The 18731-nt window shown below is 30.5% G+C and carries 16 protein-coding genes; 10 read left to right on the top strand and 6 right to left on the bottom strand.

Annotation, left to right across the window (positions count from 1 at the left end):
• Nucleotides 1-28 precede the first annotated feature (28 nt).
• The 7 genes from FDN13_RS10590 (at nt 29) to FDN13_RS10615 (ending at nt 7134) form a co-directional block, all read left to right on the top strand.
• Entirely contained in the window at nt 29-1039 is a 1011-nt protein-coding gene (locus FDN13_RS10590) for an ROK family protein (RefSeq protein WP_207670881.1), read from the top strand.
• Nucleotides 1023-1670, top strand: coding sequence for a D-sedoheptulose-7-phosphate isomerase (locus tag FDN13_RS10595; protein WP_138980263.1), 648 nt, complete (start codon nt 1023-1025; stop codon nt 1668-1670). Before FDN13_RS10590 ends, FDN13_RS10595 begins: the two co-directional genes overlap by 17 nt.
• 145 nt (nt 1671-1815) lie before the next feature.
• Entirely contained in the window at nt 1816-2796 is a 981-nt protein-coding gene (locus FDN13_RS10600) for an urease accessory protein UreH domain-containing protein (RefSeq protein ID WP_243120208.1), read from the top strand.
• Nucleotides 2797-2933: 137 nt separating this feature from the next.
• Nucleotides 2934-3224, top strand: a complete 291-nt coding sequence (locus FDN13_RS14385; protein WP_243120209.1) for a hypothetical protein — start codon at nt 2934-2936, stop codon at nt 3222-3224.
• A gap of 32 nt (nt 3225-3256) precedes the next feature.
• Nucleotides 3257-3970 carry a response regulator transcription factor gene (locus FDN13_RS10605; protein ID WP_138980265.1) on the top strand — a complete coding sequence of 238 codons (714 nt, stop codon included), beginning with the start codon at nt 3257-3259 and terminating at the stop codon, nt 3968-3970.
• The gene (locus FDN13_RS10610; protein ID WP_138980267.1) at nt 3960-5354 is read left to right on the top strand and encodes an ATP-binding protein; all 1395 of its coding nucleotides are present in this window, start codon (nt 3960-3962) and stop codon (nt 5352-5354) included. Before FDN13_RS10605 ends, FDN13_RS10610 begins: the two co-directional genes overlap by 11 nt.
• 238 nt (nt 5355-5592) lie before the next feature.
• Nucleotides 5593-7134, top strand: a complete 1542-nt coding sequence (locus FDN13_RS10615) for a hypothetical protein (protein WP_138980269.1) — start codon at nt 5593-5595, stop codon at nt 7132-7134.
• Between the two features lie 475 nt (nt 7135-7609).
• Here the strand turns inward: FDN13_RS10615 and FDN13_RS10620 are convergent, their stop codons facing one another.
• The 4 genes from FDN13_RS10620 to FDN13_RS10635 form a co-directional block, all read right to left on the bottom strand.
• The gene (locus tag FDN13_RS10620; protein ID WP_138980272.1) at nt 7610-8518 is read right to left on the bottom strand and encodes a transposase; all 909 of its coding nucleotides are present in this window, start codon (nt 8516-8518) and stop codon (nt 7610-7612) included.
• Nucleotides 8519-8742: 224 nt separating this feature from the next.
• Nucleotides 8743-9264 (bottom strand): hypothetical protein, encoded by a 522-nt coding sequence (locus FDN13_RS10625; protein ID WP_138980274.1) that lies wholly within the window; start codon nt 9262-9264, stop codon nt 8743-8745.
• Between the two features lie 21 nt (nt 9265-9285).
• Nucleotides 9286-10572: a hypothetical protein gene (locus FDN13_RS10630; protein ID WP_138980276.1), complete on the bottom strand. Its 1287-nt coding sequence runs from the start codon at nt 10570-10572 to the stop codon at nt 9286-9288.
• A gap of 211 nt (nt 10573-10783) precedes the next feature.
• Entirely contained in the window at nt 10784-11956 is a 1173-nt protein-coding gene (locus tag FDN13_RS10635; RefSeq protein WP_138980277.1) for an NAD(P)-dependent malic enzyme, read from the bottom strand.
• 366 nt (nt 11957-12322) lie between these two features.
• Here FDN13_RS10635 and FDN13_RS10640 point away from each other — a divergent pair, with 366 nt between their 5' ends.
• On the top strand, nt 12323-13072 hold the full coding sequence (locus FDN13_RS10640) for an acyl-[acyl-carrier-protein] thioesterase (RefSeq protein WP_138980278.1): 750 nt from the start codon (nt 12323-12325) through the stop codon (nt 13070-13072).
• Between the two features lie 484 nt (nt 13073-13556).
• On the opposite strand, the gene FDN13_RS10645 is transcribed toward FDN13_RS10640, so the two are convergent.
• The gene (locus FDN13_RS10645) at nt 13557-14498 is read right to left on the bottom strand and encodes a phosphoglycerate dehydrogenase (protein WP_138980280.1); all 942 of its coding nucleotides are present in this window, start codon (nt 14496-14498) and stop codon (nt 13557-13559) included.
• Nucleotides 14499-14639: 141 nt separating this feature from the next.
• Entirely contained in the window at nt 14640-15530 is an 891-nt protein-coding gene (locus FDN13_RS10650) for a LysR family transcriptional regulator (RefSeq protein ID WP_138980282.1), read from the bottom strand.
• A 210-nt stretch (nt 15531-15740) separates the two neighbouring features.
• Between FDN13_RS10650 and FDN13_RS10655 the strand changes: the two genes are divergently transcribed.
• A complete protein-coding gene (locus FDN13_RS10655; RefSeq protein ID WP_138980284.1) occupies nt 15741-17735 on the top strand; it encodes an NAD(P)/FAD-dependent oxidoreductase in 1995 nt (664 codons plus the stop codon).
• Between the two features lie 91 nt (nt 17736-17826).
• Entirely contained in the window at nt 17827-18693 is an 867-nt protein-coding gene (locus FDN13_RS10660) for a shikimate dehydrogenase (protein WP_138980287.1), read from the top strand.
• Nucleotides 18694-18731 lie beyond the last annotated feature (38 nt).

Raw genomic sequence — 18731 nt, forward strand, 5'->3', positions numbered from 1 at the left:
ACTTTGGTCAGATTGAGGAGGAATTTTAGTGATAGTAGTTGGAATAGATATAGGAGGTACAAAGTCTGTAGTATCATTAGGCAGAATTTTGAATGATGATATTAAAATAATTCATAAGTGCAAGATTAGAAATACTAGATTATATACTGCAAAGGAAATGCTTAATTTTTTTGTTGAAGATATTTTGTACTGTATGAATTTATTAAGTAAAGATGAAAAGATTGAAGCAGTGGGAATTTCTTGCGGGGGGCCGCTAAATAGTAAGACTGGGACTATATTATCCCCTCCAAATCTTATAGGATGGGATAATGTTAATATTACAAGATATATAGAAGAAAAAACAGGTATAAAGGCATGGCTATGTAATGATGCTAATGCCTGTGCACTGGCAGAATGGAGAATTGGAGCTGGGAAAGGGTGCTCAAATATTATATTTATAACCTTTGGAACTGGACTTGGGGCTGGTTTGATATTAAATGGACAATTATATAGTGGTACTAATGATATGGCAGGAGAATTAGGTCATATAAGGCTTTCAGATTATGGACCTGTTGGATATGGGAAGATGGGTTCCTTTGAAGGGTTTTGTAGTGGAAATGGAATTGCCCAGCTTGCTAAAATGATTGTTTTGGAAGAAATTCAAAAAGGAAATAAAACTTCTCTATGTGAAGATATTATTGATATAGAAAATATTACTTCAGAAAAAGTTGGGATTGCAGCAAAAAATGGAGATTATTTAGCCAAAAAGATACTTCAACTTGTTGGTATCCAGCTTGGGAGAGGACTATCAATTTTAATTGATTTACTTAATCCAGAAAAAATTATAATTGGAAGCATATTTAATAGATGTTATGAAGAAATATGGCCATGGGCTGAACAGATAATTTATAACGAAACTCTTGCGTTATCAAGACAGGTATGTCAAATAGAGCCAAGTATGCTTTCGGAGTCTGTAGGGGATTTTGCAGCGCTAATTGTTGCAGAATATATGAGCTCACAATATAAAGATTGGGATGATACTCATGAAAGAAAGAACTAAACAAAAAATAGATACTTTTTTTAAAATAAATGATGATTTATTATTTATGAAAGATAATATAATGAAAGCATGCAGCATTATATTAGATACCTACAATAATGGGGGTAAGATATTAGTTTGTGGAAACGGCGGGAGCTGCTCTGATTCAGAACACATAGTAGGCGAACTTATGAAGGGTTTTTTATTAAAAAGACCATTAGATGAAGATATAAAATATAAATTTAAACAGTATTTTGGTGATGAAGGAAGTATAATTGCTAATAAACTTCAAGGTAGCCTTCCAGCCATATCTTTAGGTGTACATGCTGCCTTTAATACAGCATTTATTAATGATGTTGATTCTTCATTAATCTATGCACAGCAGGTTATTGGATATGGGAAAAAAGATGATTCTATTATAGGAATAAGTACATCAGGTAATGCAGCTAATGTATACTATGCTTTTATGGCAGCAAAGGTAAAAGGATTAAAATGTATTGCTCTTTGTGGCATGGATGGTGGTAAAATATCTGCTATATCTGATTGCAGCTTAGTTGCACCATCTCATGAAACTTACAGGATACAAGAATATCATGTAGCTATATATCATTTGATTTGTGCTGTTGTTGAATCAGAAATCTTTGAATTTTAATATTTAAATAATATTCCCCCTTTAGATATAAAATTAATGCTTTCTATATCTTGCAGAAAGCATTAATTTTATTTTTTTCTACATAAAATTTTCACATAAAATCTGTATTATTAATAAAAAGGTATTTCATAAATGGAGGGATATTATGAATGAAAAGCTAATGGAAAAAGTTGTAAAAATAAAAGGCATGTCATGTACAGGACGCGAAATTAGAATCGAAAATGAATTAAAAAAGTTAGATGGTATTGTTAAGGTAAAGGCAAGCTTTAAAAATTCAAATGTATATATTGTTTATGATGGTGATTTAATAAAATATGAAACTATAGTTCAATGCATAGAAAAAATGGGATATAAGATAGATAACAGTGAAGATATAATTAAAAAAGAGGATAATTCAGTTGATGTTTTATTAGGTATTGCAATATTATTATTTGGATTGTACTTTATAATTAAAAATACTATAGGCTTTAATTTCATACCTCAGATAAATCAATCTATGGGATATGGAATACTTTTTATAGTAGGAGTTTTAACATCATTCCATTGCGTTGCAATGTGTGGCGGTATCAATATGACGCAGTGTATCTCATTTGAAAATAAAAGAAATAATAACTTTAACTATATTAGACCAAGCTTTCTTTACAATGCCGGAAGAATATTATCTTATACTATCATAGGTGGTATAGTAGGTGCATTAGGTTCTGCAATAAATTTTTCATCAAGAGTAAAGGGAGCAGTTGTAATATTTTCAGGAATATTTATGATTATAATGGCACTTAATATGCTGAATATTTTCCCTTGGCTTAAAAGGTTAAATCCTGCATTTAGAATTTTTGGTAAAAAGATAAATTATAAAAATGGTAAAAATGGACCTTTTTATATAGGACTTCTTAATGGCCTTATGCCCTGTGGACCACTTCAGGCTATGCAGATATATGCACTAGGTACTGGAAGCTTTATAAAAGGTGCTTTATCTATGTTTATTTTTAGCCTAGGAACCGTTCCTTTGATGTTTGGATTTGGTGTATTTAGTTCCTTCTTAAGCAGTAGATTTGCACATAAGGTTCTTAAAGTCAGCGCTGCACTCATAATGATTCTTGGCTTTATTACTATAAACAGGGGTTAGCAATATCAGGTGTAAATACTATATATGAAAAGTCTGCATCTATTAACAAAGCTGAAATAGATGAGGATATACAAATTATAAATACTGAAATAGGACCATCTTACTATCCTCCAATAGTTGTGCAAAAAGGCATACCTGTGAAGTGGATAATAAATGTTGAAGAAAAAAATCTAAATGGATGCAACAATACAATTATTATACCGAAATATGGAATAGAAAAAGAACTAAATCCTGGAGAAAATGTTATTGAATTTATTCCAGAGGAAGAAGGGAATATAACATATACTTGCTGGATGGGTATGATTAGGAGTAATATAAAGGTTGTGTCAGATATTACGAAAATAGAAGATGAAAAAATAGATAATTCTTTAAATGAAGACATACCAAATCAAACATTTGATGGATGCTGCAGGAATATATCTCAGTGAATTAGAATTTTAAAAATAAGAGGATGATATATATGAATTTAAATGCGAAGAGAATTCTAATAGTAGACGATGAGGTAAAAATTGTAGATGTTATAAAATCGTATTTAGAGAAAAGAGGATATTCTACAATTGAAGCATACAACGGGAAAGATGCATTAAATAAATTTAAAAAATTTAATCCATCTTTAATAGTGTTAGATATAATGCTTCCCGATATTCCTGGAGATGAAATTTGCAAAACAATAAGAAAAATATCGAGAGTGCCTATAATAATGCTTACTGCAAAGGTGGAAGAGGAGGATATTTTAAAGGGACTAAATATTGGTGCAGATGATTATATTACAAAGCCTTTTAGCCCGAGAGAGTTGGTTGCAAGAATTGAAGCAGTATTAAGGAGAACGAGCGATGCAATAGTTCCTTTGGCAAATATTATGTGCTTTAATAATAATGAGCTTGTTATTGATATCTTAAAATATGAAATAAGAAAGAATGGGGAAATTGTTAATCTTACACCAAATGAATATAAAATTCTTATGACTTTGCTAAAGTATCCTGATAAGACATTTACAAGGGAAGAGATTATATACATGGCTTTTGGAGAGGATTTTGATGGATATGATAGAACAATAGATACACATATAAAGAATATTAGGCAAAAAATTGAAATTGATCCTAAAAACCCTAAATATATATTAACGGTTCATGGAATTGGATACAGGTTTGGCGGTGGAAGTGATGAAATATAGATTAAAAACAAAATTATCATTATCTTATATTTTTATAGCTTTGGTATGTATATTTTTAATTAGTGTTTTTACAAATTTATTTTTAGAAAAAAATTTTAAAGATTATGTAATACAGAATCAAAAACGTAAAAACAACGAAATAGTTTCCCTTATAAAAGAACAGTATAAAGAAGACGGAAAATGGGATACACGGGTAATAGAAAATATAGGAATAAACGCATTAGAACAGGGAATGATTATTAGGGTAACTGATTCAAATGGTAAAGTTATTTGGGATGCTACGGTTCACAACAATGGTATGTGCCAGCAAATGATTTCTCACATGGCAAATAATATGAACAGCCGCTATCCATATTGGAAGGGCGGCTATGTTGAGAATACGTATAAAATAGATTTTAAATCAATTCAAGTTGGAACAGTTCAAATCGGGTATTATGGACCTTATTTTTTTAATGACAATGATCTTGAATTTATTAATGAAATAAATAAATTGTTACTTGTTGTTGGAATATTTTCTTTCTTTTTATCTTTAGTTGTTGGAGCGTATATGACAAAGAGTTTAAGCAATCCAATTTTAAAAGTAAAAGATACTGCTCAAATGATTTCAAAAGGGCATTTTGATAAAAAAATAAATGAAAAATCAAATATTATAGAGATTCTTGAGCTTACTAAAACAATAAACAATCTTGCAGAAACCCTTCAAAATCAAGAGATATTAAGAAAAAGGCTTACAGCTGATGTTGCTCATGAGCTTAGGACACCCTTAGCAACCCTTCAAAGCCATATAGAAGCAATGATTGATGGGATATGGGAAATGGATATTGAAAGATTAAAAAGCTGTCATGAAGAGATAATGCGTATTAAAAGGTTAGTTGGTGATATTGAAAAACTTTCAAAATATGAAAGTGAAAATTTGATTTTAAATAAAACTTATTTTGATATATCAGAGCTTATAAAGAATATCATAAAGAATTTTGAAGTTGATTTTTATAATAAAGAAATAGATATAAAATTCCAAGGTAAAAAAGAAATAATAAATGCAGATAAGGATAAGATAAGTCAAGTTATTGTAAATCTTTTATCTAATGCATTAAAATATACTCCAAAGGGTGGGAAAGTAAGAGTTGAGCTTGATGCATTTAAGGATAAAATACAAATTAGTGTAATTGATAATGGAATTGGAATTTCCCATGAAGATTTACCATATATTTTTGAAAGATTTTATCGCGCGGATAAATCAAGAAGCAGGATAACAGGAGGGGCAGGAATCGGTCTTACAATAACTAAAGCTATAGTAGATGCACATAATGGGAAAATAGAGGTGGAAAGTCAATTGAATAATGGAACTAAATTTATTGTGATATTACCAAAAGATAATATGTAGTTTGGAGTAGTATTAGATGGGTACAAATTATTTAATATTATGAAATAATTTCAAAAAGGTGAATATAAATATAACAATTGCATTGTTAAGCTTTTATGTGATTATATCTATTATTCTGTCGGGGATAGTTGATTCTAAGTAAAGCACAAGATATGCGTATTTTGTAACAATATTATATGTTTTAAATATACTATAAGTGAAAGAGGGCATTGATAAATATTATAAAGGAGGAATAAAGATGCCTGATTTTCGCAGCTTAACTCCGATTAACGGGTTTGACTATAAAAATCTTGACAATGCAAGGCAAAATAACTATGCATGGTCGATGAGCGACTTAGGAGATTTTATTTATGTAGGTACGGGAAGAAATATACTGATTAATATTATCAGTTCAACTATAAATCCCAAAACTCAAATTCCGGCATTAATAAGATCGTATGAAGTTGATAATTTCGCTGAAATATGGAGATATGGGAAAGACGGAAAACTTCCATGGGAAAGAGTTTACAAAGCTCCTTTAAGCTCTAAAATTTACGGTTTCAGGTTTATGATTAGGCACAGGCCTTTTGGAGGCAGCCCATGTCTTTATGCAGCGGCCTTTGGAGAGAAAGTGAAAGTTCTAAAGAGCACTAATGGTGTTAATTGGTATCAAGTTTTGGATGATACCTTAAGAGGGACTTCTTCAAGAGCTATGGTAACGCACAGGGGAAAACTATATATAGCTACTATTGATGAGGGGAATCCAAGTTCAATACCGCTTTTGTATAGAAGTGAAGATCCTGAATTTTATCCTTGGGAGAAAGTTATAGACAGCGATGCTAAAGGGTTTGATCCTGACAGAAATCCCAAAGGAGCAATAAGCAATATGGCAGTATTTAATAATAGAATATATGTTGCTACTGCTAATGCTGATGGGGTACAAGTCTGGAGAACTAATGGAGAAGAACCTGAAATGAATGAATGGACGCTTATAGTTGATAAAGGATTTGGAAATCCTTTAAACAAGTATTCTCTAAGCATCGGTGTATTTAAAAATCATCTTTATGTGAGTGGTACAAAGCAGCTTCCATTAGCTTGGTTTATTCCAATGGGATGCGACATTATAAGAATTGACAGAAATGATAACTGGCAGCTAATAGTTGGAGGAAATCCTTTAATACCTTTAAATCAATCAGATGATAATAAATACAAAAGTATGTCGGGGCTTAGCTCAGGATTTAATAATCCATTTAATGTGTATGCATGGCAGATACAGGAATACCAGAGAAGACTTTATATAAGTACCTTTGATGATTCAAGCAATATGGAAGTAATATTGAATACTCTTTTAGCTAACAGAGCTGCATTAGAAGAGCTTATAGGTGAAAAAATAACAAAAATCTTGATAGAAATATATGAAAGCGTGGTAAAAATACTAAGAGGTATAGGCTATCCAATAGGATTTGACCTCTATACTTCTGAAGATGGAATCCATTTCAAATCAGTTTTCTTAAATGGGCTTGGTAATCCTTACAACTATGGAGGAAGAATACTCTATGTAGATAGTTGTAATAAATTATATCTTGGAACGGCTAATCCATTCGAGGGATGTGAAGTCTGGGAAACTAATAAAATTGAAAACTATAATTTAAGATTATGCAATGAAAAACATTATGAGTGTTTATGGGAAGCAAGGGAAATAATAAAAGAAAAGTATGATGTTATAAGTGAAAATATGCATGCTATTCTTAAGTTTATACCGAAAGATTATTATCATAGATTCTTTAATGATATCCAGTAATAAAAAAAGCGATGTGGGATGCAAAGCGTCCCATATCGCTTTTTGTTGTAGGGTTACAGGGGGGATAGGGGACGGTTACTTATTAATTTACCTTCTAATGCATATTGATAAGGGACTATTGATAAGGAACGGTTACTTATTATTTATTCATCTGTGTTGGAGTGTGGTGTTATGTTATGTATTGTTGTGAGACAGTTACTTATTATTTAATTCATCTATCCAAATTTAAAAAATACCCCATTGCTTACCCAACTCCATCGTTTCCCCTTAAAAAATTATTTGTTTTTTTAAAAAATTCACCTTATTTTGAATAGGTATGTCCAATTTTAATATATATTTTATCCTAAAACGCAAAAACTTTTTATTGACTTGCGAATATCTAACAAAGTTTTTTATAATCGATTAATTAAATTTCAAAAAAGGTAGATATTATTTTCTACACAAATGGTAACTACTTCCTTCAATATTCAAAACTTTATGCACACATATTTAAAATTTCATCGATCAATCCCCTATACTTTTCCTCCTTTACAAGCTCTCTGCCTATAGAGCACAGCTTCGAAACATTGGCTTGCCCTACATTCCCTAAAATCCTGCATATATCAGCACATTTTAAATCGCAAAACTTCCTTAAAACAAAGCAAAGCACAGCCTTTGCCTCTTTTACATCCTTTGCCCTTTTTATCCTCAGCATGAGCTTATCTATGTTAAACTTCTCTGTAATTATTTCTATTATCTTCTCAGGAGATATATCCCTTACAAGAACTGTCCTCATGCTTCGGTATTCCGTAGGATCATTTTTAAACTCTTCCCTTTGAGCATCTACTACGCTTTTTACTTTAAATATAAAATCCCTGTACATAGCCCTTGCAGTAGCTTCTTTTAGGTTGAACATAGATAAAATAAACTCATCATCAATAAGTTCATATTCATCTTTTTTTTCAGCTAAAAATATTCCCAAGGATGAAAAAGGATAATCCTGAGGGTTAGTTTCGTAGCCTTTAATATCCGTTGCATTAAAATGAACATAGGCTGTTAAGGCAAAGAGATATCTATCATCTTTGACAATTTTACTTTTAAACCTGTCTTGAAAAAGGTGGCCATGTCTTTCATATCTTTTGTTAAAATACATAGCATATTTATAGTTTATAAAATGCATAATCTTTGAGATATCGGCTCCATTAGCATCAATAATAAAATGGGCGTGATTATCCATAAGGCAGTAGGAGTAAACTCTAAATTCAAACTGATCCTGAGCTTTTTTCACAAAATCCAAATATTTTGCCTTATCTTTTTCGTCTATGTAAAGGTTTACCTCGGAAATACTTTTTACCATGATATGATAAATCGAGTCAAAGGATTTTTCGCGTGCCAATCTTGGCATAATAGAACACCTCCAAATTAGGTTGTATTTTTAGTATTATTTTGCCAAATTGGAGGTGATTTTATTCATAAAATTATTTAGTTGTAATAATAAATAAGTAACCGTCCCACGAAAAGTACCACGAAAACGAAAACCGTACCATGAAATATGAAACTCCAAAACCCGAAATGCGCAATATAATTATGTCATTATACAATAAATAAGTAACCGTCCCTTGCTATATTTTATTTTTGTGGTTGGAGGGATATGGTTATTATAGTTTGATAACCTTCCATTTCGCTGCTCTTTCCTACATCTAAATTATAAGTATACCCACTTTTTGTTCCAAAGGATGTAAGGCTTTCATCAGTTTTAGTATCCATCTGTACCTTTGCACCCTCTAAAACCTTATTGTAAAATGCTATAACTTTTTTAACATCATCTTTACTGAAAGCTGTAAGAACATAGCTGCCATCCAATTCTGTTACTGTTGAAATAAAGCTTCCATCATATATAGGGAATTTATCAGAAGGATATTCCTTTGGAAGCTTTGCACTATTAGTTGTTCCTTGTGTAACAGAAATTTTGTCATTTGAATTTGAAGTTTCAGATTGTGAATTTTGTGCTTGGTTATTTGAGGAATTTTGACTTTCTGCTGTACTTTGAGTTTCTGTTTTTGGCTTATTTTGCTCATCTGTTTTTGAGCCGCATCCTGCAAAAAGTAACAGTGATAAAATAACCATAAGACTAATTAATTTTCTTATCATATTAAAACCTCCATTTAAAAATTAATCCTCTACAGGAGTTAATATAATTTGAATCATTGTTTTTTCTTTACCACCTAAGGTGTTATCCATAATCATAACATTATATTCATAACCCTTTTTTTCGCCTTGCATTGTGGATACTCCATTCATTGTAAAGGTTGATGCATCCTTTAGAAGAGTTTCATATTTTTTTAATACTTCTTCTTTTGATTCTTTTAATTTAATAGTTACTTCATATCCATTTTTACTGCCTTCAGTTGGTACAGTATTAGAAATTGCAACAAAGGCATCTTCTGATATTGGGAATATATCTTGAGGATAGTCCTTTGGCAAAGGAAGTCCATTCAAAGTATCAACGGAAATGTCTTTATTTTCATCTATTTGAGATTCAGGATCAGGGATAAAATCAGTAGTAAAATCTATTTTTTTATTTTCTAAAAGCTTTGAGTTTAGATTTGCAATCTCACCCATAGCTTCAACATCAGTTAACTTCCTTAACTCTATACGAAACTTTCCATTAGGCTTAACTAAATTTCCAGTAACTTCATCAAGTACAGTTTCTGAAGAGCTATATGTCCTTGAGACTTCAATATTTTTAGAGTCAGGGATAAGAGCTATTTGAGCATTAGCAAGTGATTCAGGAGGGAAAACTAAAGGAGGGCCATCGGAAACATCACGTCCTATTATATTTGATACCCAATCCTGGGATTTAGTGGGTGGTAAGGTTAATATAAGACTTTCTTTGACATTTAATCTTACAGGAAGTTTATCATATTGTGGAACATTATCTTTTTCGGTTATAAGGTCACCATATAATTCTATAAGCTCCCCAGTTGCGTCATAATTTTTAACTTGAGAAAATGAACCACCTAAATGCTTAACATTTACTTTTCCCTTTCCCTTATAGGTTAAACTTCTTGCTAATATATAGCATTTTTCAGTTTTATTATCATAAATTAAAATATCATTTGATATTAAAAATGAGTCAATAATTCCCTTTGAAGAAACCTGGGCATCTGCTTCAAATTGATTCGTTTCAAATATACTAACTATTGCTTTATAATAGGCATCAGGTATGTTTGGGTCAAGGGGCATATCAGAATTAGATAAAGAATCGTTATTTTTATCAGGAGAAGTTGAATTTGAGCTTTCACCATTTTTATTTTGAATTTTTGTTTTGGTATTCTGATGAGAATTATTATTTACATTTTTTTGGTTGTTTAAGGCTACTAAGGCTGCTGCTCCAATAACAATTAAGGTTCCTATAGCAGCAATGGCTTTTAAAATGGATTTACTCAATCCATACATCAATGTAACCTCCAAAAAAACTAAAATTAACCATATATTATAATATTAAATTATTATATAATTGATTACAATATTATTAAGAATAATTAAACATTTGACTGTATAAATATAAAAGTGCTTATAAAATTTTATATTTTTATATTTGTTTTGGCCATTTTAATAAAGCTTAAAAATAAAAGAGGCTGGCACTAATTATTAAGTGCCAGCCTTATTATATCCTTGCAACCTTAGATTTTATAGCAGCTTCTTTAACATACTGTGCAACCTTCTTTTGAACTTCAAGGTTAAATGCCTTTGGTATTATATTATCTTCACAAAGTTCACTATCGGGTATCGAGCTTGCAATAGCCATTGCTGCGGCTATTTTCATTTCCTCATTTATAACACTTGCCCTGACATCAAGGGCTCCTCTGAATATTCCTGGAAAGGCAAGAACGTTGTTAATCTGGTTTGGAAAATCAGACCTTCCTGTTCCTACAATCCTTGCTCCAGCCTTTTTAGCATCCTCAGGGAATATCTCAGGGGTTGGGTTTGCCATTGCAAATATTATACTGTCCTTATTCATAGTCTTTACCATATCCTCGGTTACTGCTCCTGCTACTGAAACTCCAATAAATACATCGCTTCCTTTTATTACATCTGAAAGATTACCTTTTTGATTTTCAGGATTTGTAATCTCTGAGATTTCAACCTTTGATGAATCCATATTTTCACGATTTTTATAAATTGCACCTTTCCTGTCGCAAAGAATTATATTTTTAGCCCCTGATGATAAAAGAAGCTTTGCAATTGCAACTCCAGCTGCACCAGCTCCATTTATAACTATTTTCAAATCCTCCATTTTCTTTTTTACTATTTTAAGGGCATTTATAAGTCCAGCTAAAACAACAATTGCAGTTCCATGTTGATCATCATGGAATACAGGTATGTCAAGTCTTTCTTTTAATCTTTTTTCAATTTCAAAACATCTTGGAGCAGATATATCTTCAAGATTTATTCCTCCAAAGGATGGAGATATTCTTACGATTGTTTCAACAAGTTCATCAACATCTTTGGTATTTATAACTATTGGAAAAGCATCAACATCTCCAAAGCTTTTAAATAAAACTGCTTTACCTTCCATAACAGGAAGAGATGAAAGGGCACCTATATCTCCAAGGCCTAAAACTGCAGTACCATCGGAGATAACAGCAATTGTATTCCATCTTCTTGTATAAATATAAGCCTTTGAAGGATCTTTTTGAATTTCAAGACAGGGCTGTGCAACCCCTGGAGTATAGGCTAAACTTAAATCCATTGAATTTTTAACTTCAACCCTTGATACAACTTCAATTTTTCCTTTCTTTTCTTCGTGAAATTTAAGGGATTCTTCATAAATTGTCATAACTAATCCTCCTTTAATTCTTTAAACATTAATCCTTTTGAGTTATTTTATTATAAATATAACAATTATTACTTTTTATAAACAGTGTTAAGTTTTAAACTCTAAATTTTATTCTATCATAATATATAGGTTTTAATCTACTTATTTAATGGTAATCAATTCCTGAGGAGTTTTATAAAAATATTTTTTTACATAAATGAAAAATGTAGGTAGAAAGCCAATTGAATAAAAGAATTAATTTTACAGTGATATTACTAAAAAAATAATATAAATTTCAATTTTTATTAAGAAATAAATAAGGAAAAACATTCATGCAAGTGGTATAATAATTAAAAAATCATAAAATGTAGGAGGCTTAACTTAATAATGAATAAATATGGAAAAAACTTTGAAATATACTATTATGATGTAGATAAATTTAATAGAATAACTCCTCTTTCAATATTAAATTATCTTGAAGAAACAGCAATAAGCCATTCATGGAGCGTAGGTTTGGGATGTGAGGAGCTTTATGAAAAAGGATATGCATGGGTACTCTCAAAATGGCATGTTGAAATAAAAAGATATCCTTCTTTTAAAGACAAAATATATGTCGAAACTTGGGCATCAAGTTTTGATAGGTATTTTGCAAATAGATGGTTTACAATAAAGGATGAAAAAGGCAGTAAAATAATTAGTGCTGCATCCCAATGGATATTAATAGATATAGATAAAAGAAGGGCAGTTAAAATACCTAAAGAAATCAGTGACTGTTATGGAGTTGTTGATGAAATAGCAACTGATGAATCCTTTAGAAATTTTGAAAAGATAGAAATAGATGAAAATAAAAGAAAATATGAAATAAGAAGAAGTGATATAGATACAAATGGCCATGTAAATAATAAAAAGTATATCGAATGGATTATTGAAACAATACCCGATGAGATTTATGAAAACTATTATCTATCTTCCTTTGATGTCTTATATAAAAAAGAAACAAGCTATGGGCATTCTATATATGCATCATACATAGAAGTTAAAAAAGATGAAAATAGCGTACAGTATCATCATGTAATAAGGTTAGATGATGATACTGAACTCGCACGCATATATACAAAATGGATAAAAAGAGCATAGTTAAAACCTAAGAGGAAATATAGAGCTTATAAAATAATATAAAAACCATAGAATAAAAAATAAAAATGCTAATTTAAAAACAAACTTTACAGTTTTAAACATTAATTGAAGAACTATTATAAATATAAATAAACATATTAAAAACTTAACCATAATATCAACTCCAGGAATATTTTTATACTATTATTATATATTATAATAACAGGTAGGGTTAGTGTACAAGCCGAGGGACGGTTACTTATTTCATACACAATATCTGCAAAATTAGGGGCCCATCCATAAAATATTATGTTTATTTAATATAATAAGTAACCGTCCCTCCTGTTAATAAGTAACCGTCCCTCCTGTTACCTTTGATAAACCACAAACTTTTTCATGCCGTCGTTGTGGCTACTTTTAGTCATGACCTGTTATGTATTTTGCATAAAAAAAGAAAAATTTAGTTTAAAAGCCCTAAAACTGCTATTTCGCAGTTTTAGGGCTTTTAATATCCTTTTATTATGTTTACTATATTTTTTAAAGGCTCACCATTTACATATCTTTTTAGGTTTTCATAGATTATATTAAATCTTCGCTCGTTTCTCATTTCTGAAATCCAAGAGTTGTGAGGTGTTATTATAACATTTTCAAGTTCCCAAAGTGGGCTATCTTTAGGAAGTGGCTCTGTTTCAAAAACATCCAGGGCAGCTCCGGCTATAATACCTTCTTTTAAAGCATCAACAAGATCATCTTCCTTTATTATATTTCCTCTGGAGATGTTTACAATAACACTGTTTCTTTTTAATAGTTTTATATTTTCTTTATTTATAAGATGATATGTTTTTTCAGTTGAAGGAATGGATAAAACTAAAACATCTGCTTGCTTTATAACATCATCAATTTCATCAATAGAATAGCATTTATCAAAGTATTCAACATTCCTTCCAGAGGTGTTTATTCCAAGTATCTTAACACCAAATCCAGAAAAACGTTTTGCAGCCTCAACTGCTATGCTCCCTGTTCCTATAAATACAATAGTTTTGTTATAAAGCTCAAGCAGGGATGTATCGAGTTTATATATCTTTTCCTCCTGATTTTTATAAAACCTTTTGCTATTTTTTAAAAGTTCAAGAGTTTTGAGCACTATCCATTCACCTATAGGGATTGAGTATCCAGATTTATTATTTGTAACAGTAATACCTCTTTCAAGTACTATTTCCTTTGGAACCTGATCAATTCCAATGCTTGATAGCTGTATCCATTTTAGATTATAAAGCTTTGATATATCAAGCCTTTGAAATGGATTGTAGCAAACGAGGATATCTATATCTTCAATATCAAGGGTATTTGTGATTGTACCTTCGTATTTATAAACAAGCTCATATCCAAGGTCTATTACTTTGTTCATCTTTTCTGGTCCGTAATCATAAGTAAATAGAACCTTCATAAAATCACCACCTATGCTTTTAATATTATTATATAGATGTATGAAATATTTTTAAAGGAGTATTTGTTTAAATAAAATAGCTGAAAACTATTTATTAGCTTTCAGCATAATATAATTCATTTCTTATTAAAAAATTGAAAGTTAACTATTTAATTTGCAATTATTAATTACAAAATCTTTGAATAGATTTGCTGAAGGGCTTATATATTTATTTTTCACGTATGCAAGATAAATGTATCGGGTATATTGTGGATTTTTTATTGGAATTATTTTGATATTAAAATGGTCAAGTATCCATATTTTGGGAACAACAGCTATACCATAGTTTATAGATACCAATCCAACAACAGCACTATCTTCTTCAACTTCACATGCTATTTTTGGTATAATATTAACTTCTTTAAATAAATTATCTATTACAGGTCGTATACCACTTTCTGAGTTGTAATATACAAAAGGGAAAGATGCAGTATCCTTTAAATCAATACTATCAAATTTTGATAGAGAATGAAATTTTGGAACAATAAGTACTAATTCTTGCTTTAGTATAGGTATGAAATCAATGTCGTTTTCACCTTCTACAAAGGAGCAGAAGGCTAAATCAAATCTTTCTTCTTTAAGGCCTTTAACAATATTTTTTGTTGTCCCCTGACTGAAATTAAATTTTATATTTTTATTTTTTTCCTTATTTAAAAAGTTTTTTACTAAATTTGGAATAAAAAAAGAACCTAAGGTATATATAAAAGCCATGTCAATTGTACCGCTATAAGGGCTTACAAGCTCCTTTACTTTCTTTTCCCCTTTTTCAAGTTCACTTAAAGCATTTTCAACATGTTTTAGAAATATCTTACCATATTTAGTTAAACGAACATTCCTTCCGTTTTTCTCAAAAAGATAGGTTCCTAATTCTTTTTCTAATTCCGATATGGCATAAGTTAATGTAGGCTGGGTAATAGATAGTTTTTCAGCAGCCAATGTATAGTGTTCAAGTTGGGCTAATACCTTAAAATATTCAAGATGCTTTAAATTCATAAAATTTCATCCTTTCTATGTAGGATATAATTATTATATAAAAATCTATAAAAAAATTCTATAAATAAACATAAAATAATTAAATAGATTTATAGATATGCTTATACTATAATTAAACATGTTAAGTATTTAACATTGTAGAATTAGAATTATCAAATATCATGTTGAATATTAACTTGAAATAAATTTAAAAGTTGCGGAGGTGGCCTAATGACAAAATACCCAAATATTTTTAGCCCTCTTAAAGTTAAAAATATGACTATTAAAAATAGAATAGTAATGACACCTATGGGCACAAATTTTGCAGGCCAAAATGGTGAAATTAATGAGGAACATATTAAATATTATGAGCAAAGAGCTAAAGGTGAAACAGGATTAATAATATTGGAAAATGCAGCTGTCGATTTTCCTTTAGGCTCAAATGGTACAAGCCAGTTAAGAATAGATCATGATAGCTTTATACCATCTTTATATAAGCTCACAGAAAGATTGCATAAATATGGTGCTTGTGTTGCAATGCAGATTAACCATTCAGGTGCATCAGCAGTTCCAGATAGAATAGGCTGTCAGCCAGTTTCTTCTTCAAATATTCCTTCTAAAACAGGAGGGGCAATCCCAAGACCATTGGAAAAGGATGAGATATTTGAAATAGTAGAAAAGTATGGAAAGGCAGCAAAGAGAGTTCAGACAGCAGGTTTTGATGCAGTTGAAATACATGGAGGACATTCATATTTAATATGTCAATTTTTATCTCCGATTTATAATAAACGCGATGATGAATTTGGTGGAAGTGTAGAAAACAGAACAAGATTTGCAAGAATGATAATTGATAGCGTAAGAAAAGAAGTTGGACCAATGTTCCCAATACTATTTAGAATAAGTGCAGATGATCTTTTAGAAGGTGGAAATACATTAGAAGATACTTTGAAAATTTTGGAATACTTAAATGATGAAGTGGATATTTTTGATGTTTCAGCAGGTTTAAATGATTCACTTCAGTATCAAATAGATAGTATGAATCTTCCAGATGGCTGGCGTTCATATATGTCTAAAGCAGTAAGAGACAAATTCAATAAGCCTACAATAACAACAGGGAATATTAGAAACCCAGAGATAGCTGAAAGGATTTTATCAGAAGGAAAAGCTGATCTTATTGGAATAGGAAGAGGATTGATTGCAGAGCCAAACTGGGTTTTAAAAGTAAAAAATAACCAAGAGGATATGCTAAGGAAGTGTATTTCTTGCAATATTGGTTGTGCAGGTCACAGGATAGGATTAAATAGACCTATAAGATGTACAGTAAATCCAGATATTATAAATGAAGATGAATATAAAATTAGAAAAGTTAAAAGACCTACAAATGTAGTTGTTATAGGTGGAGGAACTGCTGGACTTGAAGCAGCTTGTACTGCTGCAGAGGTAGGTTGCACAACATTTATTTTTGAACAAAAGCCATATCTTGGTGGACTTGCAAGAGAGATTTCAAAACTACCTGATAAAAACAGGATTTCATTTTTGCCTGATTATTTGATTAAGAGAGCTGAAAAACTTAGCAATTTGATTATATATACTAACACAAAAGCAGATATTAAAACTATAGAAAATCTAAGGCCAGATGTTATAGTAAATGCTACAGGTTCAAAGCCTCTTCTTCCTACTATAAAAGGCTTAATGGAGCATGTTGATAAGGGAGAAAATGTATATTCAATATTTGGACTTCTAAATAATATTGATAAATTTACTTCACAAAACTTTGAAGGGAAAAAAATAGTAGTTATTGGTGGAGGAGCTGTAGGGCTTGATGTTATAGAATTCTTTGCTGAAAGAAAGGCAAAGGTATCAATAGTTGAGATGTTACCACTCCTTGGTAAGGACTTAGATGTAATAACAAAGCTTTCTATGATGAAAATAATTAAAGATTATAATGTTGAAGTTCATACTGAAACTATGCTTGTTGAAGTTACATCAGATCACTTTAAAGTAAAGAAAAACGATAAGGAAGAGGATTTATATTTTGATTATGGATTTGTATGTCTTGGAATGAGACCAGAAAACCAGGGATTAGATGAACTTCAAGATTATTTTAAAGATAAAGATGTAGAAATAATAAATATTGGTGATAGCTTAAGATCCAGAAAGATAATCGATGGTATGAGTGAAGGCAGAAATATTATTTTTACTTTAGAAAAAATAGGTTTAATTTAATAAGGCTTTCTATTTCTTACTATTCTGCTGTTTTAACAGCAGAATAGTAAGAAATAATATAAAAAATAAATAAATGAAAGGATGGATTATAATGGCTGAACGAATTACAGGAAAAACAAAATTGATAGGGTTAATTGCAACACCAATTTCCCATTCATTATCACCAACAATGCATAATGAAGCATTTGCAAAATTAGGTCTGGATTATGTATATCTTGCATTTGATTGTGGCAATGAACAATTGGAAGATGTAGTAAAAGGGTTTAGAGCATTAAACATTCGTGGATTTAATGTATCAATGCCAAATAAAACAGTTATTCATAAGTATTTAGATAAATTATCTCCAGCAGCAGAATTAGCAGGTGCTGTTAATACTGTAGTTAATGATAATGGAGTTTTAACAGGACATATAACAGATGGAACAGGATATATGCAATCAATAAAAGAAGAAGGCGTTGATGTAATAGGAAAGAAAATGACAATTATAGGAGCAGGTGGGGCAGCTACTGCAATAAGCATTCAGGCAGCATTGGATGGAGTAAAGGAAATATCTATTTTCAATAGAAAAGATGAATTTTATAAACGTGCAGAAAAAACAGTAAAGGATATAAATGAAAAAACACAATGTAAGGCACAATTATTTGACTTAGATGATACAGACAGATTGCGTGCAGAAATTGCAGAAAGTGTTATTTTAACAGATGCAACTTCTGTTGGTATGAAACCATTAGAGAATTTTTGCAATATTCCGGATCCATCTATGTTAAGACCTGATCTTGTAGTATCAGATGTTGTATACATTCCTAAAAAGACAAAACTCCTTGAAATGGCTGAAAAACAAGGATGTAAGATAATAAATGGTTTAGGTATGATGTTATGGCAAGGAGCTAAGGCTTTTGAACTATGGACAGGACATGAGATGCCTGTGGATTATATTAAGGAAATTCTTTTTAAGTAATTTTTCTTCATCTTTGTTTGTGAAATATTAAACATATA

It is taken from the genome of Caloramator sp. E03 (genome assembly GCF_006016075.1).
In the GTDB taxonomy this organism is placed as follows: domain Bacteria; phylum Bacillota; class Clostridia; order Clostridiales; family Caloramatoraceae; genus Caloramator_B.